Source organism: Lactococcus petauri (genome assembly GCF_002154895.1).
Lineage (GTDB): Bacteria > Bacillota > Bacilli > Lactobacillales > Streptococcaceae > Lactococcus > Lactococcus petauri.
Genome location: NZ_MUIZ01000003.1, coordinates 136,041 through 160,022, shown reverse-complemented (window position 1 = coordinate 160,022; position 23,982 = coordinate 136,041). Strand labels below are relative to the sequence as shown.

Here is a 23,982-nt window from a genome sequence, read left to right as displayed (position 1 = left end):
GCTTGTCACCAAAGATAATTAGCAAGACGTAAGACATCCTTTTTTGGTATTTTACGTGAAATTAGAATGGTACCACGATAATTCGTTTCTATTTATAGAGGCGGATTATTTTTTTTGTTTTTGACTATACTGTTATTATTATTGTTAATAAAGGGGAGACTTATTATGAAAAAGAAAACAAGAAACAAAATTATTGCTGTTGTAGCGCTTGTCGTTGTCGTACTTATCGGCTACTTCTCATTCTTCAAGAAGGATGTTGCTGAGGATAAAACCGTTAAGGTCGGTATTATGTCAGGTTCAAAGGAGAGTACGGAGATTTGGGATTCGGTAGCGAAGACGGCAAAAGATGAATACGGTATTAATCTCAAATTTGTCCGCTTCACGGACTATAACCAACCCAATACAGCCTTGGTAAACGGTGATGTGGACATTAATGCATTCCAACATTATGCTTTCCTTAAAGAATGGAATGATGCCAATAATGCTGATTTACAACCCATTGGCGATATCTTAGTTTCACCAATTCGTCTTTACTCGAAGAAACATACAGATGTGAAGGAGATTCCTAATAAAGGAACAATTGCGGTACCTAATGATACCTCTAACGAAAGTCGCGCCCTTTACGTTTTAGAAAGTGCTGGCTTGATTAAGTTAGATACAAAGGCTGGAGCTTTAGCCACAGTTAAAGATATTACTGAAAATCCAAAAGATTTGACGATCAAAGAATTGGACGGGTCGCAAACAGCTTCAGCCCTGTCTTCAGTTGATGCAGCAGTTGTAAATAATGACTTTTCAGTTCCTGCAGGTTTGACAAACAAGGAAGTTATTGCAACAGAACCTTTAAATGAAAATTCAAAACAATGGATTAACATTATTGTGGCACGAAAAGACGATAAAGACAATCAACTTTACAAAGATGTCGTTAAAGCCTATCAAACCAAAGAAACAGAAGAATTATTTGCAAAATTGTACCCTGAAAAAGGAACAATTCCTGCTTGGAATTTGAAATTGAAATAATCATAAATAGTGGAGAAGAAGATGGCAATTATTGAACTAAATAATATCAGAGTTTCCTATGAGACCAAGAAAAATAAGGTGGATGCAGTCAAAGATACAACAATCCATATCGAAAAAGGCGATATTTTTGGAATTATCGGCTACTCAGGTGCTGGCAAGTCAACGATTGTCCGTACGATTAATCTTCTGCAAAAACCAAGTGCTGGTGAGGTGAAAGTCAATGGCAAGGTTCTTTTTAAAGCGGGAGCTGATGGTAAGGATCAAGCTAAAATTAAGACGGCAGAGCTCCGTAAAGAACGTCAAAAAATCGGAATGATTTTCCAACATTTCAACCTCCTTAATGAAAAAACGGTTTTTGAAAATATCGAATTTGCGCTTTTACATAGCCCTTTATCTGATAAACAGAAGGAAGAAAAAATTCGTGAATTGCTTAATCTTGTCAGTTTGTCAGAGTTTGAAGAAAAGCACCCAGCCCAATTATCAGGTGGACAAAAGCAGCGTGTAGCTATTGCGCGTGCCTTGGCGAACGATCCCGAAATTTTGATTTCTGATGAAGGAACATCTGCTTTGGACCCAAAAACAACTAATCAAATTTTGGACTTGTTGAAGGGTCTCCAAAAACGTTTGGGTCTCACTATCGTTTTAATTACTCATGAAATGCATGTCGTGAAAGAAATCGCCAATAAAGTTGCAGTTATGCAGAATGGTGAAGTGATTGAGCAAAATAACCTTTTAGAAATCTTTGCCCATCCTCAAGAGCAACTAACACAACAATTCATCGATACCACATCGAATGTCTCTCGTTTTATTCATTCATTGACTGAAAATGATACATTCAGTGATCTGGCAGACGATGAAGAACTGATCTATTTGTCTTATTATGGCAATCAATCAGGAGAACCAGCTATGTCGGAAATTACCCGCAAATTTGATGTTTCAACGAATATCTTCTATGGGAATGTTGAGGTTCTACAAAATACACGTTTTGGTTCTTTAGTCGTGTCTCTAAAAGGAACAGAAGAAAATCGTTTGGCTGCTAAAGAATATTTGGCAGGCCAAAATATTGAGTTTACAGTATTGAAAGCGCAGGTGAAATAGATGACAGCATGGTTTACAGAACATTTTCCAAATGTTGTAGCCTTAGGTTTACACGGAGATACAGGTTGGGTGACTTCAATCATAGAAACACTCTTTATGGTTTTTTGGTCAGGGCTTTTTGGTGGGCTTCTTGGACTGGTATTTGGTGTCGCTCTTGTTGTGACTAACGAAGGAGGGATTACGCCTCATCGTGCACTTTACTCTTTTTTGGATAAGTTTACATCAATTTTCCGTGCGGTACCCTTTATCGTTTTACTTGCTATTATTGCTCCTGTCACTCAAAAAATTGTGGGTACACAGATTGGAACAACAGCAGCTTTGGTCCCTTTGACACTTGGTGTCTTTCCTTTTTATGCACGTCAAGTTCAAGTTGCTTTAGAAAGTGTAAATAAAGGGACGGTCGAAGCAGCACAGACTGTAGGCGCTAATTTCTGGGATATCGTCTTTACAGTTTATCTTCGTGAAGAACTTGGTAGTTTGATTCGGGTATCTACCGTTACGATTATTTCCTTGATTGGTTTAACAGCTATGGCGGGTGCGATTGGAGCAGGAGGATTAGGAAACACAGCCATCGCATATGGCTACAATCGCTTTTCTAATGATGTGACCTTCTTGGCAACCTTACTTATCCTGATTTTGGTTCTTTTGGTTCAGGTTATTGGCGATACATGGGCAAAGAGCGTGACCCATAAATGATATAAACTGGGGGGCAGTGCATGACGATTGATTTTAAAAGTGAAGTAGAAAAACGTAAAGAGGTCTTTTTGCAAGACTTAATTGCGTTACTAAAAATAAACTCTGAGCGAAATGATGAAGAGGCTAACGGAGAATTTCCTTTTGGTCCAGGACCGAGTCTTGCTATGCTGGAGTTTCTAAAGATTGCCCACAAAGATGGTTTCAAAACAGCAAATTTTGAGAATTATGTTGGAGAAGTACATTATGGTCAAGGAGAAGAAACATTGGGGATTTTTGTTCATGCTGATGTTGTTCCAGCAGGTCAAGGCTGGACAAATCCTCCTTACGAACCAACACTTAGAGAAGGACGATTGTATGCTCGCGGTGTTCTAGATAATAAAGGACCTGCACTGGCCACCTATTATGCTTTGAAAATTTTGAAAGAGGCTGGTGTACCTTTCTATAAAAAAGTAAACTTTATTATTGGAACTGATGAAGAGAGTGGATGGAAGGATATGGCTTATTACCTTCCCAAAGTACAATTGCCAGATTTTGGCTTCTCACCAGATGCACGCTTTCCGGTAGTTAATGGTGAAAAAAGTAATCTTACCGAGTATCTGCACTTTGGACATAAAAATGACGGTGACTTTATTCTCCATGATTTTAGGAGTGGCATACAAGAAAATTGTGTGCCAGAAGAGGCTAAGACTTTGATTACGAGTCCTCTCGACTTGAAAGTCGATTTTGAAAAATACCTGAAGAAGAACAGGCTGGAAGGAAGATTTGCGAAAACAGGAGCAAAAACTTCCTTACAAATTAAAGGGAAATCAGCACACAGTTCCACACCAGAAATTGGAGAAAATGCTGCAACATATTTAGCCAAGTTCCTTGCTGCATATGATTTTGGAGCAGATGCACAAAAGTTTCTAGAAGTGGCTGGCCAGAAGCTTCACCAAGATTTTGAAGGAAAGAATATTGGAATTGCTTATGAAGATGAGGACATGGGGAAACTGTCGGTCAATCCTTCTGTCTTTCACTTTGCAGAGGATGGACAGGAAAATAAGATTGCACTCAATATCCGTCACCCGAAAGGTTTGACAGAGCAAGATATCCAAGAACGACTTAGTAAGCATTTGACTGCTTTTATCCAGAAAGTAAGCATTAGTGCGCTTATTAACTACCAACCGCACTATCTTTCACCAGAAGATCCGTTAGTGCAAGTGCTTTTGAGTACTTATCGCGAACACACGGGTGATGACAGTCCACCACAAACAGTAGGTGGTGGAACATATGGGCGATTAATGAAACGCGGTGTAGCTTATGGGGCTCTTTTCCCTGATTCTTCATTTACTATGCACCAAACAGATGAGCATATAAAGCTTGAAGAACTTTATAAAGCTATTGAAATCTACACAGATGCCATTTATCGTTTGGTTTGTGTAAAAGACGAGAAAAACGCTTAGGAATCAGTGACTTTTGGGAAAAAAATATTGCAAAAACCCTCAAAAGATGATTAAATAGTAAAAGTAACACAGATTTAACAAAATCATCAGGAGGAAGCATGGAAAACAGAATTCGTGAATTTAGACAAGCTCAAAAACTTTCTCAGGAAGATTTGGCGCGCATCGCTCACGTGAGTCGACAAACCGTCAATGCTATCGAAAATGATAAATACGATCCCGAACTTCTGCTAGCTTTTAAATTAGCAGAGATTCTGGGAACTAAAGTCGACGACCTCTTTACTTTTCAGCTTAGTCATGTGAAGAAAAAAGAAGAAGATGTCTTCTGGTGTGAAAAATATCAATGTGTCCTTTGGAAACGTGCAGATGTCGAAAAAAGAGCAAACTAAGTCATAAAATAAAATAAAAAGCCTAGTCAATAGTGTATAATTGAACTATAGGCTTTTTTTAATGTTGCGGCGGGTTTCACCCTTAGTGGGAAACCGAAAAGGGAGAGTGAAAAGAGTTCCCGGAAATAGTATTTATTAATTAATGCTAAAGAAATATCAAGGAGTGCAAAAATGAACATCAAACAGCTTCGTTATGTTGTGGCTATCGCTAACAGTGGAACCTTTCGTGAGGCGAGTGAGCAGCTCTTTGTGAGTCAGCCATCTATGTCAATTGCGGTTAAGGATTTGGAGCAAGAGCTTAATTTTCAAATTTTTGAACGGACAAACACGGGAGCCAGCTTGACGATTGAAGGTGAACGTTTCTATGAGCAAGCGCAAGCGATTTTACGAGACTTTGAAGCTTTTGAGTCGAAATATGCAAAGCCGAAAGAAGCCGAACGACATTTTTCAGTTGCAAGCCAGCACTATGATTTTCTTGCTCCTGTAGGTGTTGAATTTTCAAAGAAAAATCCTGAAATCAAGAATTTTCGTGTCTTTGAATCAACGACTTATAATATTTTACAAGAAGTGGCTCAAGGGCATAGCGAGCTTGGTGTTGTGTACTTGAATAAGCATAATCGTTCTGGTATTCTCCGTATGCTGGATAAGCTGGAGCTAGATTATGAAGAGCTTTTTATTTCACAAACACATATTTATTTACGTAAAAATCATCCTTTGACACGTAAGAAAAGCATCAAAACCAGTGATTTGAAAGCTTTAGACCGTGTTCGCTTTACTCAAGAAAATGAACAATTTCTTTACTACTCGGAAGACCTTGTGGAAACTTTTGAAAATACTTTTATTTATAATGTGACCGACCGTGCAACCTTAAATGGTATCTTGGAGCGTACAGATGCTTATGCGACAGGTTTAGGATTTATTGATAAGGAAAGTGTACACAATGTCACGGTTATTCCAATGGATGGAGATAATGTAAATAGCTTGATTTTGGTTAAACAAAAAGGTCAACTTTTAACAGATGCAGCCAAGTCTTACAAGCGCAGTTTAGAAGTTTATTTTGAAAATTATAAGTTTTAGCCAGCCTAGAGTCTAGGCTAGAAAAAATATGAAAATTAGTGTAAAATAGAGCAGTATACAAATTTTGTAAAACATTTAACATAGGAGAACTCACATAATGGTAAAATTAGTTTTTGCACGTCACGGTGAATCAGAATGGAACTTGGCTAACCTTTTCACAGGTTGGGCTGACGTGGACCTTTCAGAAAACGGAACACAACAAGCAATTGATGCAGGTAAACTCATCAAAGCTGCAGGTATCGAATTTGATATCGCGTACACTTCTGTATTGAAACGTGCGATCAAAACTACAAACTATGCACTTGAATACTCTGACCAACTTTGGGTACCAGTTGTAAAAACTTGGCGCTTGAACGAACGTCACTACGGCGGTTTGACTGGCTTGAACAAAGCTGACGCTGCTGCAAAACACGGTGATGAGCAAGTTCACATCTGGCGTCGTTCATATGATGTATTGCCACCAGCAATGCCACGTGATGATGAGTACTCAGCACATGCTGACCGTCGTTATGCTAACCTTGAAGATAGCCTTATCCCTGATGCTGAAAACCTCAAAGTTACACTTGAACGTTCATTGCCATTCTGGGAAGATCAAATCGCTCCAGCATTGAAAGATGGTAAAAACGTATTCGTTGGTGCGCACGGTAACTCAATCCGCGCATTGGTAAAACATATCAAACAGCTTTCAGATGATGAAATCATGGATGTTGAAATCCCTAACTTCCCACCACTCGTGTTCGAATTTGATGATAATTTGAACCTTGTTAAGGAATACTACCTTGCACCAAAACAAGCATAAATAATACGATAAGACCTGCATCAAGCAGGTTTTTTCTTTTCTTTAAAAAATGTAAGGTAAAATACAGCTTATTGTGGTAAAATGTTTAGGTATAAATATGACGAGTTAAAATTAGGATAGGGTTCCATGTCTGAGAAAAGAAAAACACGAAACGAATTAAACGGAAAAAAAGATAAAACACGTAAGTTATTAAAAAACCCAACCATGTTGGCATCTGGGCGCGTTAAGCTTCTCTTTTTTGTCATCACGGTTCTCTTTTTAGTTTTGATTGGTAAGCTGTACCACATGCAAATCATGAATCAGAGCTTTTATGAAAGTAAACAAGCAGGGGGCGCAGGCTCGCTACAAATCGTTCAAGGCGCACCTCGTGGGAATATTTATGACGCGAAAGGTGTTCCTTTAGCGACAACAGAACCTGTTGAAGCGATCGAGTACACGCGCGGGCAAAATACGACAGCAGATGATATGCGTAAAATTGCGGACCGTCTTGCTGGCATCTTAACTTTAGACAATGATTTTAAACAAATTACCGAGCGAGATAAAAAGGATTATTTTTTGGCTGATGCCAACAACTTGGAGAAAATTGCTAAAAGTCTGACTAAGGACGAAAAAACAGATGAGAAGGGGAATTCGCTTTCAGGTTCTGAAATTTATAATGTCCAACTCAGTAAGGTAACCGAGGCGGATATTAACTTTAATGAGCAGCAAATGTTTGCAGTCAAGCTCTTTAAAGAAATGAATTCAACAACAATCTTTAATACAACGATTATTACTACAAGTAACCTTACGGCAGAACAGCAAGCTTATATTGGAGAACATGAGGGCGAACTGCAGGGGATTTCTGTAGGAACTAGCTGGAACCGCAAATATGCGGATACAGCGCTTAAGCCTATATTAGGTACGGTAACGACTCAGAAACAAGGGGTTCCAGAAGAATTGCTGGATGAGTATCTTAAAGAAGGTTTCCAACGCAATGACCGTGTCGGGACTGCCTTTTTAGAAAAGGGCTATGAAAAGTACTTGCAAGGGACACATACGATTAGTAACGTATTGACCGATAAGCAAGGCAATGTCACTGGAACGGAAGTGAAACAAAAAGGGAGCAAGGGAGATAATCTCAAACTTACGATCGATTTGAAATTCCAAGATGCTGTTGATAAGATTTTGGAAACCGAAATGAACAATATGATCGCGGATGGTTTTGGGACTTATTCGCAGGGCGCATATGCTGTTGTGTTGGACTCTAAGACGGGCGCGGTTTTAGCCTTATCGGGGCTTGAACGTGATGAAAAAACAGGGGCAATGCAAAGTAACACTAATGGTACTTTCCAATCTGCTTTTGTCCCTGGTTCGGTAGTTAAGCCAGCAACGCTGACAGCAGGCTGGAATGCTAATGTTATTGCCGGTAATCAAATGCTCAATGATATGCCTATCCAGATAGCAGGGTCAAGTTTGATCGAATCATGGTTTACCAATGGCATCCTTCCCATTAATGCTGTCCAAGCCCTAGAATATTCTTCTAATACATATATGGTTCAAATAGCACTCAAGTTGCTAGGCCAACCTTACGTTCCTAACATGGCTGTTGATGGTACAGACCGTGTAGCTGCCTTCAAAAAGCTACGTGAAGCCTTTGCTTCCTATGGAATGGGAACAACAACAGGATTTGATATTCCTGGAGAAACACAAGGCTACATCAAAGATGCAAATAACATAACAGTTTCTGACTTGCTCATGGAATCTTTCGGTCAGTTTGATACCTATACACCACTTCAACTTGCAACATACGGTATGACCTTGGCAAATAATGGTGAGCGTTTAGCACCGCATATTGTGGATGGTATCTATGAAACCAACTCTGAAGGAGGCATGGGTAAACTCGTTAAAAATATCACGCCGAAAATCATGGACAAAGTAAATATCACTCCAGAAAACATGGATGTCCTACATAATGGTATGTATCAAGTCGTTCACGGGAATGACTTTGTAAATGGGCAAATCGGTGCTACAGGTTACTACATGCGCCCTTCACAAGGTGCTGAAGTTTCTATTTCTGCTAAAACAGGTACTGCCGAAGTAACATATGTGGCCCCAGATGGCACAAGTGTACCCGTAACAGTAAACAATGTTGTCGCTTATGCACCAACCGAAAACCCACAAATTTCTATCGGTGTTATGGTTCCGCAAACTACAGTTAAAGAAGGTGGTGTGACCTCGAAGATTGGTCAAAATATCACACGTGAGATTACTAACCTCTATAACTCTATGTATCATTTTAAATAAAATAAAAAACCAGCTCAATGAGAGTTGGTTTTAATTTAAGCTTTTTTGACTAAAAAGTAGCTATAACGAATCAAAACGTAAGTAACTGCGAAGAAGGCAATTACAAGTTCTATCACGGAGAGAGGAGTAAGTAAGGCTGTGAAGGCCGGATAACTTTGAGCCATAAGATGAACCGCAGTAGCAGAAATAACTAAAGGGAAGGTAAAGGCAGCGTAGCTTGGGTAAAAAGGTAGACGGAGCAAAGGAATAACGAGGACCACAGTTGCAAGATAAATCAACTGTGAAAGCAGGAATAAACCGAAAACAAAAAGATTTGACTTGCTTTCTGTCACAGTAAGGTAGGCTGCTAAACAGAGAGAACCTGGAGCTGTAAGGATGGTGATGAGTGGAAGCGTCGACTCATGCATTTTTTTGAAAATAAAGATACGATGTGTAATAATCGGAAGCAATATAAAGTAGAAGAGGAGCGCAGGCCAAAGTACGATACGGCCGATTTCTAGATTAAATACTGTTGCTGTATTGGGGATAACACCTAAGCCTACAAAGGTAATAAACCAGCTCGGATAGACATGGACCATTCCGACTTTTTGCGGCAAGATGTGAAGAGCAACAAAATAAGCCATCAAGAGAAAATGTAGGAAGATAGCAAGCAGCCAAATGAAGTAAACCAGACTTGAGTGGGGGAAAATCCTATTGAGAAAGACACAAATGACCATCCAAGCCATAGTGAAAGTTGGGGAAACTGAGCCAACGATAGGATCTTTAAGAGCTTCCAGCAGATGGCGCATCGTAAAAATAAGTTTCAACATGATCAGAAACATAAAAAAGAGACCAACAAGGTCAAAAGCATTTCCTAGAAAGGTGAATCCTTTGGAATAAAGTAGATTTCCCAAGGAGACCATACCTAAAATTAGACCGCAAATAGGGATAGGGATTTTTTTCAAAAAATTTAAAAACATTTGTTTCATCGAGAACTCCTAGTATTTACATGATTATTGAGTATGAACTTTAGTGAAACTAACAGTTCAAGCACTGCTTTAAGTATAAAACACTTGATTTAATTTGTAAAATGAATTATTGTAATTATAGTAATAGAAAAAAGTAATAAAAAAATAAAGGAGATATAATGTTTTCACTGTTTGAAACCTTCATCGCCATATATGAAACGCGGAGTTTTACCAAAGCAGGGCAGTACTTGTTTATTTCCCAACCCACAGTGACGGTCAGGATAAAGAAATTAGAAGAAGAAGTGGGCAATTCGCTTTTCATTCGCGGAAAGAACCGCGAAGTCATTCCTACGGAAGCAGCAAAATTGCTGTATAAGAAAGCAGTCCAGTATGTTCAAGACTGGGAAAACTTACAATCTGAACTCAATCAGACGACACTTGCCAAGAAACCTTTTAAAATTGGGATATCACAGAGTGCAGCCATCGGAATTATGCCTTTGCTATACCCTAAACTTGTTCCTTACTTAGATCAGATTGATTTAAAAATATCTATGTATGATTCAGAAAAAGTTTTTAATAAGGTTGAAAATCATGATTTGCATTTTGGCATTATCGAAAAACCTTTGGCAAGTGAGCAGGTAGAAGCCTTTCCACTGTTTAAAGATGAATTAGTTCTTGCCGGTAACCTAGAGAGCGAAACTTTTTTTACAAGAGAAATTGGTTCAGGTGTAGGGCATTACATCAAGAAATATCTCCAAGAAGAAAGCTTTAAACCACGTTACTTGGTAAGAATGAACAATAATGACATGATTATTGCCCATATTCAAGCTGGCTTAGGTGTGTCTTTAATTTCAAAACGCTTTATTTCAGAAGGAATGCCTTATCAAAGTTTAGGCAACAAATATCAGCGGAGCTTTACCAGCATTACTTATGCAGAAGAAAAAGACCCTCTTATGCTAGAAATTGTGCAGCATATCAGAGAATCTATTGTGGGAGATGTCGCATTAACCAATCGCCAATAGTGTGATAGACCTCTTCATATTCTGTCTCAAAGAGAATCTCATGACGTAATTCAGGAAAAAGCTGGAGTTTGAGGTGTTTAAATCCTGCTTTTTGGAGTTTCTGATAAACTTTTTGCGGTCCTTTGCCCCAGTCGCCGACTGGATCAGCAGCACCGCTGATAATTAGAATTGGCAAGTCCGCGGGCATATTATACATCCAGTTTTTTTGATTGGCTCTATGGACTAGTGAGAAAAGTGTCGCAAAACCATTACGTGTAAACGTAAAGCCAAGTAGAGGGTCATTTTCATAGGAAGAGACATTACTTTGATTTTTCGAAAGCCAGTTAAAATTCCCTTTTTCAGGGAATTTTTTGCTATAGCTACCAAAAGCAAGCTTATCTATCAAAGGAGCGACAACTTTTGGTTTTTTTTGACTTATTTTCTTAATGAAGGGCAGGAAGAAATTCAAATGGAGAGGACTTGTCCCCGTTCCCATAAATATCACCCCCTGAATATCAACAGGATAATCTTGCAGAACGTTACGCAAAGCAAAAGAACCCATACTGTGTCCCATCATGAAATAAGGCAGTGTGGGGAGCTTTTTCTTTGCCCAAGTTTTGACTTTGTAAATATCAGAGATGACATTCTGGGGACCAGCGGTACCAAAGTAACCGTAAAGGGGCTCTTTCTGCTGTACAGAATGCCCGTGTCCTAAGTGGTCATGACCGACCACTGCGAACCCCAAACTATTGAGGTAGAGGGCAAAAGCATGGTAGCGTTCAATGTTTTCTGCCATGCCATGAATGAGTTGGATTACCGCCTTTGGATGTTCCAGCGGCCAGTAAAGCAGATGTAGCTCAGTTTGCTCATCGCTAGATTGTAGGGTGTATTGTTCAACCATATCGGAAAGTCCTCTTTCAGTAAATCATTATCAGGTTGAAATTTATTATAACAAAAAAAAGGACAAGCTGCTGCTGCCTTGAGAGTCATTGTTGCTCTTTGAAAGCACATTAGGCTTAAATGTACAGAAATTTAAGTTATGGTATAATACACAATATCTCACATTCGCAGAGTAGAATAGTTCCACAGAATATGAGGATAATTCTCTGAGCGAAAGGTGTGGTATAATAGTTATGACTTTATCACACAGAAAGAAGAAAGGAACACATGGTCTATTATCCTGAACCAATCGCTAAACTTATAGAAAGCTTTAGCAAACTGCCCGGTATCGGGCAAAAAACAGCAACACGTCTAGCCTTTCACACGATTGGTATGGATGATCAAGATGTTAATGAATTTGCCCGAAACCTTATTTCGGCAAAACGTGATTTACGTTTTTGCTCGGTTTGCGGTAATCTGACAGAGAGTGATCCCTGTGCTATCTGTGAAGACCCTCTGCGTGATCGCACAACCATATTGGTTGTAGAGGAAAGTAAAGATGTCTTAGCAATGGAGAAAATCCGCGAATACAGAGGGCTGTATCATGTTTTGCACGGAACGATTAGTCCAATGAATGGTATCGGACCGGACGAAATTAACGTGAAAAGTCTCTTAACTCGTCTCATGGGAGACAGCGAAGTAGAAGAAGTTATTCTCGCGACAAATGCAACATCTGATGGTGAAGCAACGGCGATGTATCTTTCACGGATGATTAAACCCGCCGGAATCAAAGTGACCCGCTTAGCGCGTGGCCTTGCAGTTGGCTCAGATATTGAGTATGCGGATGAAGTTACCCTATCCAAAGCAGTTGAAAATCGTATGGAAATTTAAGTGGAGAAAATTATGTCAAAAGAAACATTGATTTTATTATATGGTGGTCGAAGTGCAGAACGAGAAGTTTCCGTTCTTTCAGCTGAAAGCGTAATGCGTGCAGTAAACTATGACAAGTTTAGAGTGAAGACTTACTTTATCAGTCAAGCTGGTGATTTTATCAAAACACAAGAATTCACTGAAACACCCGCAGAAAATGAAAAATTAATGACCAATGAGACGGTCAAGCCAGAACAAAAAGTTGCACCATCGGATATTTATGAAAAAGATGCAGTGGTTTTCCCTGTTTTACATGGGCCAATGGGCGAAGATGGCTCAATTCAAGGCTTCTTAGAAATTATGCGCCTAGCTTATGTTGGTCCCAATATTTTATCGGCCAGCAGTACAATGGATAAACTTTTAGCTAAGCATGTATTTAGTGCTGTAGGTGTACCGCAAGTTCCTTATGTTGCGGCATATGCTGATGAAAATCAAGAAAAAATTCATGCAGAAGTTCAAGAGAAACTGACTTTCCCTGTTTTTGTCAAACCGGCCAATATGGGTTCAAGCGTTGGCATTTCTAAAGTCAGCAGCTTAGAAGAGCTAGAAGCAGGTCTTGCAGAAGCTTATAAATATGATAATCGTGTGGTGATTGAACAAGGGGTTAATGCACGAGAAATCGAATGTGCTGTTTTAGGAAATGGGGGCAAAGTGCGTTCAACACTGCCTGGCGAAGTCGTTAAAGACGTTGATTTTTATGACTACCGTTCAAAATACATCGATAATAAAATCGAAATGGCCATTCCAGCAGATATTCCAGCAGAAGTCGCACAGAAAATGCGTAACTATGCAGAGAAAGCTTATCAAGCAATGAATGGTGCTGGACTCTCACGTTGTGACTTTTTCTATGATGAACAAGGAGATATCTATCTCAATGAAATTAATGCCATTCCAGGATTCACACAATGGTCAATGTACCCATTGCTCTGGGAAAATATGGGACTATCATACAGTGAGTTGATTGAAGAACTTGTTTCCCTGGCTCAAGAAGCCTTCGAAATTCGTGAAAGTCATCTCTTATAAAAATAGAACAACTTCAGGCCACGAACTTGAAGTTTTTATTATCATTCTTTCTGCTTTAGCAGAATAGAATGATAATACGCAAGGAGCGAAGCGAGTGGTGAACCCTTAGCTATTCTTTCTGCTTTAGCAGATTAGAATGATAATACGCAAGAAGTGTATGGGCTGAGCACACTCTTTTTGACAAATTATGAGGCGCCCTATATAATGAGAGGAAAGAGGAGATACACATGGGAACAATTTACGACAGCAAGACCAAAAATAGATTGAAAAGAGCTGATGGTCAACTGCAAGGCGTGTTGCGCATGCTAGAAGAAGAAAAAGATTGTGATGCTGTAGTGACACAACTTAAAGCAGTGCGTTCAAGTTTAGACAGTTTGATCGGTCTCATTGTAGCTGAAAATTTACAAAACTGCCTTCTACTATTAGAAGGTGACGATGAAAAAGAACGTGAGAAGAAAATAAGTCAAGCCATAAAAATGATTATTAAAAAGTAATTGTTTTTGAATAGAAGGTTATAAGGCTACCGTTGACAACCGTACGCTGTATTTTCATGGCGAATCGGTGCGTTATGAAAGGACTTTTGATATAATAAACTCATCATGAAACTAACACTACACGAAATAGCCCGCATTGTCGGCGCAACAAATAATTGGTCAGAACTGGCAGATACAGAAATTCATAATATTGAGTTTGACAGCCGCAAAATCCAAGAAGGTGATCTTTTCTTGCCACTTAAAGGTGCAAGAGATGGTCACGCATTTATTGACACAGCCTTTGCACAAGGTGCTCTTGCGACATTCGCTGAACAAGAAGTTGCCCAACCCCATTTACGTGTTGAGGATTGTCTAGAGGCTTTCCAAAAATTAGCCCAGTATTATCTAGAAAAAACAGCAGTAGAAGTTATCGCTGTGACGGGATCAAACGGGAAAACCACAACCAAAGATATGATTCAGGCTGTACTTTCGGAAAAATATAAGACCTATAAGACACAAGGCAATTATAATAACGAAATTGGAATGCCTTATACCGTTCTTCATATGCCTGATGACACTGAAAAAATCGTGTTGGAGATGGGCATGGATCGTCTGGGGGATATTGACCTTCTATCTAAAATAGCCAAGCCTAAAATTGCTCTTGTTACGCTTATTGGTGAATCACATTTGGAATTTTTCGGTACACGCGATAAAATTGCTGAAGGAAAGCTTGGAATTAAAGCGGGCTTGCGCCCAGATGGTGAACTTATTGTGCCTGCAGATAAGATTATTAATAAGTATTTACCAGCAGACACAAAAATTACCCGTTTTGGACCAGATGAGGATATTTTTGTCACACAGCTTATCGAACACAAGGATCAACTCAGTTTCACAACAAACTTCTTAGACGAAGAAATTACAATTCCAGTGCCGGGTAAATTTAATGCAACTAACGCAATGCTTGCGGCTTATGTGGGTAAGCTGCTTGACATTGATGAGACCAAAATCAAGCACGCCCTGTCTCATGTTGCCTTGACACGTAACCGTACAGAGTGGAAGAAGGCAAGTAATGGCGCAGATATTCTTAGTGATGTTTACAATGCTAATCCAACGGCCATGAAGCTTATCTTGGAAACCTTCCAAGCCATACCTAAAAATGAAAGTGGACGGAAACTCACTGTTCTTGCTGATATGCTCGAACTAGGTGATCAAGCTCCAGAACTTCACGCAGGAATTGCCGCAGCAATTGATTTCTCGAAAATGGATCACGTTTACCTCTATGGTGACTTGATGAAATATTTGCTAGCAGAATTACCAGAAGATAAAGTATCGTACTTTACCGACCTTAACCAATTGACGGAGACGCTCCAAAACACGCTTCAACCTCAAGATCAACTTTTACTCAAAGGATCTAACAGCATGAAATTAGGAACAATCGTTGAAGAGTTACAAAACTAAGCACGCAAGTGCTTTTTTATTATCATTCTTTCTGCATTAGCAGAATAGAATGATAATACGCGAGGAGGATTAGCCTCGCTTTTTTTCTTTTTCTAAAGAAGTATTGTGCTAAGAGCAAAATTATATTGTGAAATTGTCAGATAATGTTCGGAAATGACGTATAAAAAAATTAAATGGCAAAAATTTAGAAAAAATATGTAGAAAAGTCTTTACAATTCAGATTGAATTAAGTATAATAGAGAACATAATAAATTTTCAGACAATAATAAACAAATGCAAATTGTCGGATAAGTCAAACAGAAAGAGGATGTTACATGGATAATTGGAAAAAAGTATCATTAGGAACACTTGCCCTGGCTTCGGTCGGGCTCTTGGCAGCATGTGGAAATGGCGGAGGTGGCTCTAAGACAGCTAACCCACAACTTTCCGTTCCGACAAATATTGCTACATTGGATTCGGGCTTGGCTACAGACACTTACTCAAACCTCTTCATCGGGAATACCCAAGAAGGATTGACACGTGTAGATGATAAGGGTGTGGCGCAAAACGCGATGGCATCAGATATTAAAGTCTCTGATGATGGCTTAACATATACCATCACTTTGCGTGATGACTTGAAATGGTCAAACGGCGATGAATTGACAGCAAAAGACTTCCTTTATTCATGGCAACGTGCTGTAAACCCTGCAACAGGTTCACAGTACGCTTACTTGCTTGGTAACATCAAGAACGCCAATGAAATTAACACAGGTAAGATTAAAGACCTCAATCAGTTGGGTGTAAAAGCTAATGGCGACCACGAGTTGGTGATTACTTTGACACAACCAACACCATACTTTAAATTCCTCTTGGCAAACAGCGTTTACTACCCTGTAAACAAATCAGCTGTTGAAGAATTTGGTAAACAATATGGAACTTCATCTGATAAAGTCGTTTACTCTGGACCATTCATCTTCAAAAAAGATGCTGGTTGGACAGGGACAAACAACAGTTATTCTCTTGTGAAAAACCCAGATTACTATGACAAAGACAATGTAAAATCAGACGAAATTGATTACACTGTTCAATCTAACCCGAATACAGCGGTTCAACTCTTCAAACAAGGAAAATTGGACCAAGCCAGCTTAGGTACGATGGACTTATACAACGCCAATAAAGGTTACAATGATGGTAAAGATCTTGTTGTCTTGAAAGAAGCAACTACAGCTTACCTTCAATATAACCAATCAGGTGGTGGTACAACAAGCCCAGAAGTTGCTAAAGCATTGCAAAATAAAAATATCCGTGATGCTTTGAATCTTGCGACTGACCGTAAGAGTATCGTTGATCAATTCATTCCAGCGGGTACAGTAGCACAAACATTCACACCAGCAGGTATGTCTGTCACAGCAGATGGTAAAGACTTTGCTGAATTTGCAAAACAAGATTACAACTTCGATGCTGCAAAAGCTAAAGAACTTTGGGAAAAAGGTCTGAAAGAAATTGGTGTGACATCACTGAACATTCAGTACACAACCGATGCTGATGCACCTGTATCAAAATCAGTCGCTGACTTCTTGCAAGCTTCACTTTCTAAAACATTGCCAGGCTTGACACTTACTCAAAAAATCGTACCTTTCCAACAACGTTTGAAAGATTCACAAAACCAAAACTTTGATATCGTTCTTTCACTCTGGGGTGGTGACTACGCTGAACCATCAACATTCTTGCAACTCTTTGCAGATGGCTCAGGTTATAACGATGGTAAATTTGTAAATCCTGCATATCAAGCAGCTTGGACAAAAGCATCAACATTGCCAGTAGTCTTGGATGACAAAGCACGTGATGCAGCATATAAAGATGCTGAAGCAGCACTCTTTAATGAATCAAGCATCAACCCATTGTATTACCGTGCAACACCAGCGCTCCGTAACCCACACCTTAAAGGTTTGCAATTCAACTCAACAGGTTTGTCTTACGATCTCAAAGGTGTTTACATCGAAAAATAGTAGGCACTAACATCAAACGAATAAGTAGGGCTTATGAGGCCTACTTTTCGTGTTTTTATTAAGGAATTTTTATATGTTAGCTAAATATCTTGTAAAACGTATCTTATTGATGCTCTTAACATTATTTGTGGTTATTACAGCGACTTTCTTCCTGATGCAGGTAATGCCAGGAACACCCTTTAATAACCCCAAATTAACCCCAGAGCAAATTCAACAACTAAATGTTGCATATGGTTTAGATAAACCTCTTATTGTGCAGTACTTCATTTATCTCCAAAATGCTTTCACAGGTAACTTCGGTACATCATTTACCTTTGCCAACCAACCTGTAAGCACAATGATCGCACAACGTCTTCCGGTTTCAGCACAACTTGGTTTCCAAGCCTTGATTATCGGTGTCGTTGTCGGAACATTCTTTGGTGTTGTTGCTGCCCGCTTTAAAAATACATGGGTTGATGGACTTTTGAGTATCATTTCTACAGTCTTCTTCTCAGTACCTTCCTTCATCGTGGGTACTTTACTCCTCCTTTACTTTGGTTACACTTGGGAACTTCTTCCAGTATCAGGCTGGGGAACGTTTGCGCAGACTATCTTACCGTCGCTTGCGCTCTCCTTTGCTCCAATGTCACAGGTCATGAGTTTTGTCCGTGCACAGATGATTGAGTCGCTTTCATCAGACTATATCCTCTTGGCACGTGCCAAAGGTTTATCTGATCGTGAAGTCTTATGGAAACATGCGATCCGTAACTCATTGATTCCAATGCTGACACTTATTGGCCCAATGAGTGCCGGGCTCTTGACAGGTTCTGTCCTCATCGAGTCAATTTTCTCGATTCCTGGGATCGGTCAACAGTTTGTACAGTCGATTCCTTCAAAGGACTTCCCTGTCATCATGGGTACTACAGTTGTCTATGCCGTAATGTTGATGGCGATGATTTTGATCACCGATATTATTACAGCATTTGTTGATCCACGTGTACGTTTGGACTAGAAAGGAGGGGAGAAAATGGAAAATATTAACAGCAAATTTAAACTTGTAACAAACCGTGATTTTGAAGCGAGTGAAATGATCGCAAAACCTGCCCTCACTTTTTGGCAAGATGCATGGCGACGTTTTAAGAAAAATAAAGTAGCAATGGTAGCGATGGTTGTCGTTATCTTCACCCTGTTGTTCTCTGTGGTTTCAACATTTTTTGTCCCACAATCAGCAGCCAATAACTTTGATCCGAATGCGGTTCAAACCTATAAAAACTTACCTCCTAAGCTAGGAAATGTAAATATTCCTGGTTGGAACGGTAATTTTGCAGCACCAGGAAGCACAATCGCAGAAGACCTGTACCAAGTACAAAATGTACCAGAAGGTGAATCTTTTATCTTTGGTACAGACTCTTTAGGACGTTCGATTGCTAAACGTACAATCGTTGGTTTGCGTATTTCCTTGATTATCGCTTTTGCCTCTATCGTCTTTGACGTACTGATCGGGATTACCTATGGTTTAATCTCCGGTTGGATTGGCGGAAAAGTGGACACGGTCATGCAACGTATCATTGAGATTATCAGCTCTATTCCAAGTTTGGTTATTGTAACCATGTTCGGTCTCCTACTTGGGCAAGGTATTGTTTCAATCGTCCTTGCTATTGGTCTCTTTATCTGGACAGGTATCGCCCGACAGGTAAGGAATATGACCCTGTCTCTTAAGGAACGTGAGTTTGTTCTTGCTGCGAAGACCTTAGGGGCCAGCCCGTTCAAAATCATGGTTAAACACCTTATTCCAAACATGTTAGGTGTTATTATCGTACAAATTATGTTTGATATTCCATCGGTAATTTTCTTTGAAGCGGTTCTTTCGGCGATTAACTTGGGGGTTAAACCACCAACAGCATCGCTAGGTTCATTGATTTCAGATGGTATTCAAAGCTTGCAATTCTATCCATTCCAAGTTGCAGTACCTGCAGTAGTCTTGTCTCTCCTGTCACTCGCCTTCTTCCTCTTTGGTTACGGCTTACGTGACGCTTTCGATCCAAAATCAGGCCAAGACTAAGAAATGAGGAAGTAAAATGACTGAAAAAGAAGAAAAAGTACTTGAAGTAAAAAATCTGCATGTTCATTTCAAAACATATGCTGGGAAGGTCAAAGCCATCCGTGATGTTTCGTTTGATTTGAAAAAAGGGGAAACCTTAGCTATCGTTGGTGAATCAGGTTCTGGTAAATCTGTCACTACGAAAACGCTTATGGGCCTCAATGCAGCAAATGCCGAAATCCCTCAAGGAGAGATTCTCTTTAAAGGGCGTAATCTCTTAGACATCAAAGAAGAAGATTGGCAAAAGATTCGCGGTAATGAAATCTCGATGATTTTCCAAGATCCGATGACTTCGCTTGATCCAACCATGCGTATTGGTAACCAAATTGCTGAGCCATTGATCAAGCACAGAGGAATGAAGAAGAAAGAAGCTTTAGTGAAAGCTTTGGAATTGATGAAGGCTGTAGGGATTCCCCAAAGTGAGCAGCACATTAATGACTATCCACACCAATGGTCGGGAGGGATGCGCCAACGTGCAGTTATTGCCATCGCGCTTGCAGCTGATCCAGAAATTCTTATCGCAGATGAACCAACGACAGCTTTGGACGTTACTATTCAAGCGCAAATCATGCAAATGATGTCAGAGCTTCAACAGCGTATCGAATCATCAATTATCTTTATCACCCATGATTTGGGTGTAGTGGCTGGTTTTGCTGATCGTGTGGCCGTGATGTATGCAGGCGAGATTGTGGAGTATGGAACAGTAGAAGAAATCTTCTATAACCCACAACATCCTTATACATGGGGACTTCTCGATTCTATGCCAACGGTAGATACTGATGTTGAACGTTTGGTTTCCATTCCAGGGACACCTCCAGACTTGCTCAATCCACCAAAAGGCGATGCTTTTGCCTTGCGTAACCAACACGCTCTCGAAATCGACTTTGAAGAAGAACCACCTTATTTTGAAGTGTCACCAACACATCAAGTAAAATCATGGCTCTTAGATGAACGCTCACCAAAAGTTCTGCCATCTGAAAATATCCAACAACGCTGGACCCGTTGGGAAAAAATGAAAATGAAGGGAAATGCTGAGTAATGACTGAAGAAAGAAAAAAACTTGTCGAATTCAAAGGTGTTGACCTGGTTTTCAACAAAGGAAAAAAGAATGTTAATAAAGCCATTAATGACGTTTCCTTTCATATCTATGAGGGAGAAACCTTTGGTCTTGTAGGTGAATCTGGTTCAGGTAAAACAACAATCGGCCGTGCAATCATGAAGCTTTACGACATCAACAAAGGAGAAATCCACTTTAACGGTAATGATGTCAGCAAGATTAAAGGTGCTGAGCTGAAAAAATTCCGTGAAAAAGTACAAATGATTTTCCAAGACCCACAAGCCTCACTGAATGGCAGAATGCGGGTCAAAGACATCATCGCTGAAGGTATTGATGTAAACGGGTTGGCTAAGAATAACGAAGACCGTACAGAAAAGGTCAAAGAACTTCTTAAACTCGTTGGTCTTAACCAAGACCACATGACACGTTATCCTCATGAATTCTCAGGAGGACAACGTCAACGTATCGGTATCGCCCGTGCCTTAGCGGTAAACCCTAAATTCATCGTGGCTGATGAGCCAATCTCAGCTTTGGATGTCTCTATTCAGGCACAGGTTGTTAACTTGATGCGTGATATTCAGGAAAAAGAAGGCTTGACTTATCTGTTCATCGCCCATGATTTATCTATGGTAAAATACATCTCTGACCGAATCGGAGTGATGCACTGGGGTAAAATTCTGGAAATCGGAACATCTGATCAGGTTTACAATAATGCATTACACCCTTATACGCAATCTTTGTTGAGTGCCATTCCTGCGCCGGATCCTATCTCAGAGCGTAGCCGTGTCCCACAAGCTTATGATCCAACAACAGAGTTGGATGGTCAGCCACGTGAATTGCGTGAGGTTACGCCAGGACACTTTGTTCTTTCGACAGAAGAAGAAGCCGAAGAATACAGAAAAATTGCAATGGTATAAAAATAACTGCACCTTGAAAGGTGTAGTTTTTTTATCAACCCCAGAAAAGCATCTGGGGACTATTTTATTATTGAATTTACCTTAAATGGTATAAAATGAAGTTAAGGTGAGTCACAGTATTTTTATAAATGAAAGAGGAAAGAGGAAGGATGATGAACTTTTTTACTGAAATTATAAGTAACCAAATTTTAATCACGGCCATCGTGGGATGGTTTGCTGCACAAATCATCAAAATTATTGTCGATATCTTTCGCTACCGTAAACTGGATTGGCGATTGCTTTTTGCGACAGGCGGTATGCCGAGCTCGCACAGTGCTTTAGTGGTTTCTATGACAACAGCGACAGGACTTTCGCAAGGTTTTGACTCCGCTGTATTTGCTGTTGCTACTGTTTTTGCATTCGTCGTGATGTATGATGCGCAAGGAATAAGGCGTCAAGCAGGGACACATGCTTATATTTTAAATATCATTATCAAAACAATCGAAAACCCTAAGATAAATGCAGAAAAAGCCTTGAAAGAACTTCTAGGTCATACACCTTTTCAAGTCTTGGGTGGAGCAATTTTAGGAATTATTGTGGCCCTTTTAATGAATTAAAGAGATAACAAACCTCCTAAAAGCCGTATAGCAATTGATAAAGAACAGTTTCCCTGTTTTTTTGCTATAATAATAAGGCATATATTTTGATAAGAATAGGTTAAAAAATGAATAGAGCAGAAGAAATAAAAAAACGCCGTACCTTTGCCATCATCAGTCACCCGGATGCTGGTAAAACAACAATAACAGAACAACTCCTTAAATTTGGTGGAGCAATCCGTGAGGCCGGAACGGTCAAAGCACGTAAAACAGGAAATTTTGCAAAATCGGACTGGATGGACATTGAAAAAGAACGTGGGATTTCCGTGACTTCATCAGTTATGCAGTTTGATTATGCTGGCAAGCGCGTGAACATCTTGGATACACCAGGGCACGAGGACTTCTCTGAGGATACCTACCGTACTTTGATGGCCGTTGATGCTGCGGTCATGGTTATTGATAGCGCCAAAGGTATCGAGGCCCAAACCAAAAAACTTTTCCAAGTTGTAAAACGCCGTGGCATTCCTGTATTTACCTTTATTAATAAATTGGACCGTGATGGTCGTGAACCGCTAGACTTACTGAGCGAATTAGAAGATATTTTGGGTATCGCTTCTGTGCCTATGAACTGGCCAATCGGTATGGGGAAAAACTTCCAAGGGCTCTATGACTTTTATAACAAACGTATCGAAGTTTATCAACCTGAAAATGGCGAGCGCTTCATTGAGTTTGGGGAAAATGGTGAAATTGATGCCAGCCATCCACTGACAAGTAATCCTTTCTATGCGCAAGCTATGGAAGATGCCGAGCTCTTACTTGATGCCGGGAATGAATTTGACGAAAAAGAAGTGCTTGCTGGTCAGTTGACACCTGTCTTCTTTGGTTCGGCCTTGACAGACTTTGGGGTCGAAACCTTCTTGGATACTTTCTTAACTTATGCGCCAGAGCCAAATGGACATAAGACTGTTGAGGATGAAATTATCGATCCATTACGTGAAGAATTCTCTGGTTTTGTCTTTAAGATTCAAGCCAACATGGATATTCGTCACCGCGACCGTATTGCCTTTGTGCGGATTGTGTCGGGTGAATTTGAGCGAGGAATGGGCGTAAAACTCCTTCGGACAGGGAAACAAGTCAAACTTTCAAATGTGACTCAGTTTATGGCAGAATCTCGTGAAAATGTCGAAAATGCGGTAGCAGGTGACATCATTGGGGTTTACGATACAGGGACTTACCAGGTTGGTGATACGCTGACCACAGGTAAACTTAAAACACCTTTTGAACCACTACCAACTTTTACACCAGAACTCTTTATGCGCGTGACTGCTAAAAATGTCATGAAGCAAAAATCATTCCAAAAAGGGATTGAGCAGTTGGTGCAAGAAGGGGCGATACAGCTCTACAAAACCTATACGACAGGGGAAATCATGCTTGGTGCGGTTGGTCAACTGCAATTTGAAGTTTTCAAACACCGGATGGAGAATGAGTACAATTCAGAAATTATCATGACACCAATGGGCAGCAAAACAGTCCGCTGGATTAAACCCGAAGATTTAGATGAAAAAATGTCGTCAAGCCGTAATATCTTAGCACGAGATCGCTTCGATCATCCACTCTTCCTCTTTGAAAATGACTTTGCCATGCGATGGTTTAAAGATAAATACCCTGATGTGGAGTTGATGGAGCAATTTTCTGTTTAATATTCTGACAAATTACTTGAAAAGTCCCTAATGGACTTTTTTTATTTTAAAGATGAGTATTTTCCAAAAATGTATCAGAGGAGAAAGTTCAGTGTTAGTCTTTTTATAAGAAAAAGGCTTGTATATCAGTGGTTTTTAAGTTGTTTAATATGCTAT

Annotated in this window: 22 protein-coding genes; 20 read left to right on the top strand and 2 right to left on the bottom strand. The window is 39.8% G+C overall.

The features are described from left to right. Nucleotides 1–165: 165 nt before the first annotated feature. From BZZ03_RS05770 to BZZ03_RS05735, 8 genes are all read left to right on the top strand, one after another. The gene (locus BZZ03_RS05770; RefSeq protein ID WP_019291412.1) at nt 166–1,017 is read left to right on the top strand and encodes a MetQ/NlpA family ABC transporter substrate-binding protein; all 852 of its coding nucleotides are present in this window, start codon (nt 166–168) and stop codon (nt 1,015–1,017) included. A 21-nt stretch (nt 1,018–1,038) separates the two neighbouring features. Beyond that, nucleotides 1,039–2,115: a methionine ABC transporter ATP-binding protein gene (locus tag BZZ03_RS05765; RefSeq protein WP_086582763.1), complete on the top strand. Its 1,077-nt coding sequence runs from the start codon at nt 1,039–1,041 to the stop codon at nt 2,113–2,115. Next, a complete protein-coding gene (locus BZZ03_RS05760; RefSeq protein WP_003133796.1) occupies nt 2,116–2,811 on the top strand; it encodes a methionine ABC transporter permease in 696 nt (231 codons plus the stop codon). Nucleotides 2,812–2,831: 20 nt separating this feature from the next. After that, nucleotides 2,832–4,253, top strand: coding sequence for a dipeptidase PepV (pepV, locus tag BZZ03_RS05755; RefSeq protein WP_086582762.1), 1,422 nt, complete (start codon nt 2,832–2,834; stop codon nt 4,251–4,253). 98 nt (nt 4,254–4,351) lie between these two features. Then, a complete protein-coding gene (locus tag BZZ03_RS05750; RefSeq protein ID WP_003133798.1) occupies nt 4,352–4,639 on the top strand; it encodes a helix-turn-helix transcriptional regulator in 288 nt (95 codons plus the stop codon). A gap of 171 nt (nt 4,640–4,810) precedes the next feature. Next, entirely contained in the window at nt 4,811–5,716 is a 906-nt protein-coding gene (locus BZZ03_RS05745) for a LysR family transcriptional regulator (RefSeq protein ID WP_003133799.1), read from the top strand. Nucleotides 5,717–5,813: 97 nt separating this feature from the next. Next, the gene (locus BZZ03_RS05740; RefSeq protein WP_003133801.1) at nt 5,814–6,515 is read left to right on the top strand and encodes a phosphoglycerate mutase; all 702 of its coding nucleotides are present in this window, start codon (nt 5,814–5,816) and stop codon (nt 6,513–6,515) included. A 126-nt stretch (nt 6,516–6,641) separates the two neighbouring features. Continuing rightward, nucleotides 6,642–8,798: a penicillin-binding transpeptidase domain-containing protein gene (locus tag BZZ03_RS05735; protein ID WP_086582761.1), complete on the top strand. Its 2,157-nt coding sequence runs from the start codon at nt 6,642–6,644 to the stop codon at nt 8,796–8,798. 35 nt (nt 8,799–8,833) lie between these two features. Here BZZ03_RS05735 and BZZ03_RS05730 read toward each other — a convergent pair whose 3' ends face one another. After that, on the bottom strand, nt 8,834–9,766 hold the full coding sequence (locus BZZ03_RS05730; protein ID WP_086582760.1) for a TDT family transporter: 933 nt from the start codon (nt 9,764–9,766) through the stop codon (nt 8,834–8,836). 158 nt (nt 9,767–9,924) lie between these two features. Between BZZ03_RS05730 and BZZ03_RS05725 the strand changes: the two genes are divergently transcribed. Next, complete coding sequence (locus tag BZZ03_RS05725; RefSeq protein ID WP_061413852.1) at nt 9,925–10,767, top strand: LysR family transcriptional regulator; 843 nt, start codon at nt 9,925–9,927, stop codon at nt 10,765–10,767. Here the strand turns inward: BZZ03_RS05725 and BZZ03_RS05720 are convergent. Next, entirely contained in the window at nt 10,730–11,647 is a 918-nt protein-coding gene (locus BZZ03_RS05720; protein ID WP_086582759.1) for an alpha/beta fold hydrolase, read from the bottom strand. The two genes, BZZ03_RS05725 and BZZ03_RS05720, sit on opposite strands and share 38 nt — an antisense overlap. 266 nt (nt 11,648–11,913) lie before the next feature. Between BZZ03_RS05720 and recR the strand changes: the two genes are divergently transcribed. The 11 genes from recR (at nt 11,914) to BZZ03_RS05665 (ending at nt 23,826) form a co-directional block, all read left to right on the top strand. Then, on the top strand, nt 11,914–12,516 hold the full coding sequence (recR, locus tag BZZ03_RS05715; RefSeq protein WP_017368792.1) for a recombination mediator RecR: 603 nt from the start codon (nt 11,914–11,916) through the stop codon (nt 12,514–12,516). Nucleotides 12,517–12,528: 12 nt separating this feature from the next. After that, nucleotides 12,529–13,578 (top strand): D-alanine--D-alanine ligase, encoded by a 1,050-nt coding sequence (locus tag BZZ03_RS05710; RefSeq protein ID WP_040086781.1) that lies wholly within the window; start codon nt 12,529–12,531, stop codon nt 13,576–13,578. Nucleotides 13,579–13,805: 227 nt separating this feature from the next. Beyond that, nucleotides 13,806–14,072, top strand: a complete 267-nt coding sequence (locus tag BZZ03_RS05705; RefSeq protein ID WP_003133815.1) for a metal-sensitive transcriptional regulator — start codon at nt 13,806–13,808, stop codon at nt 14,070–14,072. 105 nt (nt 14,073–14,177) lie between these two features. Beyond that, nucleotides 14,178–15,509: a UDP-N-acetylmuramoyl-tripeptide--D-alanyl-D-alanine ligase gene (locus BZZ03_RS05700; protein WP_086582758.1), complete on the top strand. Its 1,332-nt coding sequence runs from the start codon at nt 14,178–14,180 to the stop codon at nt 15,507–15,509. Nucleotides 15,510–15,823: 314 nt separating this feature from the next. After that, nucleotides 15,824–17,497, top strand: a complete 1,674-nt coding sequence (locus BZZ03_RS05695) for a peptide ABC transporter substrate-binding protein (RefSeq protein WP_086582757.1) — start codon at nt 15,824–15,826, stop codon at nt 17,495–17,497. Between the two features lie 73 nt (nt 17,498–17,570). Next, nucleotides 17,571–18,488, top strand: coding sequence for an ABC transporter permease (locus BZZ03_RS05690; protein WP_003133819.1), 918 nt, complete (start codon nt 17,571–17,573; stop codon nt 18,486–18,488). A 15-nt stretch (nt 18,489–18,503) separates the two neighbouring features. Next, the gene (locus BZZ03_RS05685) at nt 18,504–19,538 is read left to right on the top strand and encodes an ABC transporter permease (RefSeq protein WP_003133820.1); all 1,035 of its coding nucleotides are present in this window, start codon (nt 18,504–18,506) and stop codon (nt 19,536–19,538) included. 16 nt (nt 19,539–19,554) lie between these two features. Further along, the gene (locus BZZ03_RS05680) at nt 19,555–20,616 is read left to right on the top strand and encodes an ABC transporter ATP-binding protein (RefSeq protein WP_003133822.1); all 1,062 of its coding nucleotides are present in this window, start codon (nt 19,555–19,557) and stop codon (nt 20,614–20,616) included. Continuing rightward, the gene (locus BZZ03_RS05675; RefSeq protein ID WP_086582756.1) at nt 20,616–21,551 is read left to right on the top strand and encodes an ABC transporter ATP-binding protein; all 936 of its coding nucleotides are present in this window, start codon (nt 20,616–20,618) and stop codon (nt 21,549–21,551) included. The genes BZZ03_RS05680 and BZZ03_RS05675 overlap by 1 nt, the downstream gene beginning before the upstream one ends. 152 nt (nt 21,552–21,703) lie before the next feature. Continuing rightward, the gene (locus BZZ03_RS05670; protein ID WP_003133825.1) at nt 21,704–22,147 is read left to right on the top strand and encodes a divergent PAP2 family protein; all 444 of its coding nucleotides are present in this window, start codon (nt 21,704–21,706) and stop codon (nt 22,145–22,147) included. Nucleotides 22,148–22,254: 107 nt separating this feature from the next. Then, nucleotides 22,255–23,826 carry a peptide chain release factor 3 gene (locus BZZ03_RS05665; RefSeq protein WP_003133826.1) on the top strand — a complete coding sequence of 524 codons (1,572 nt, stop codon included), beginning with the start codon at nt 22,255–22,257 and terminating at the stop codon, nt 23,824–23,826. Nucleotides 23,827–23,982: the final 156 nt, after the last annotated feature.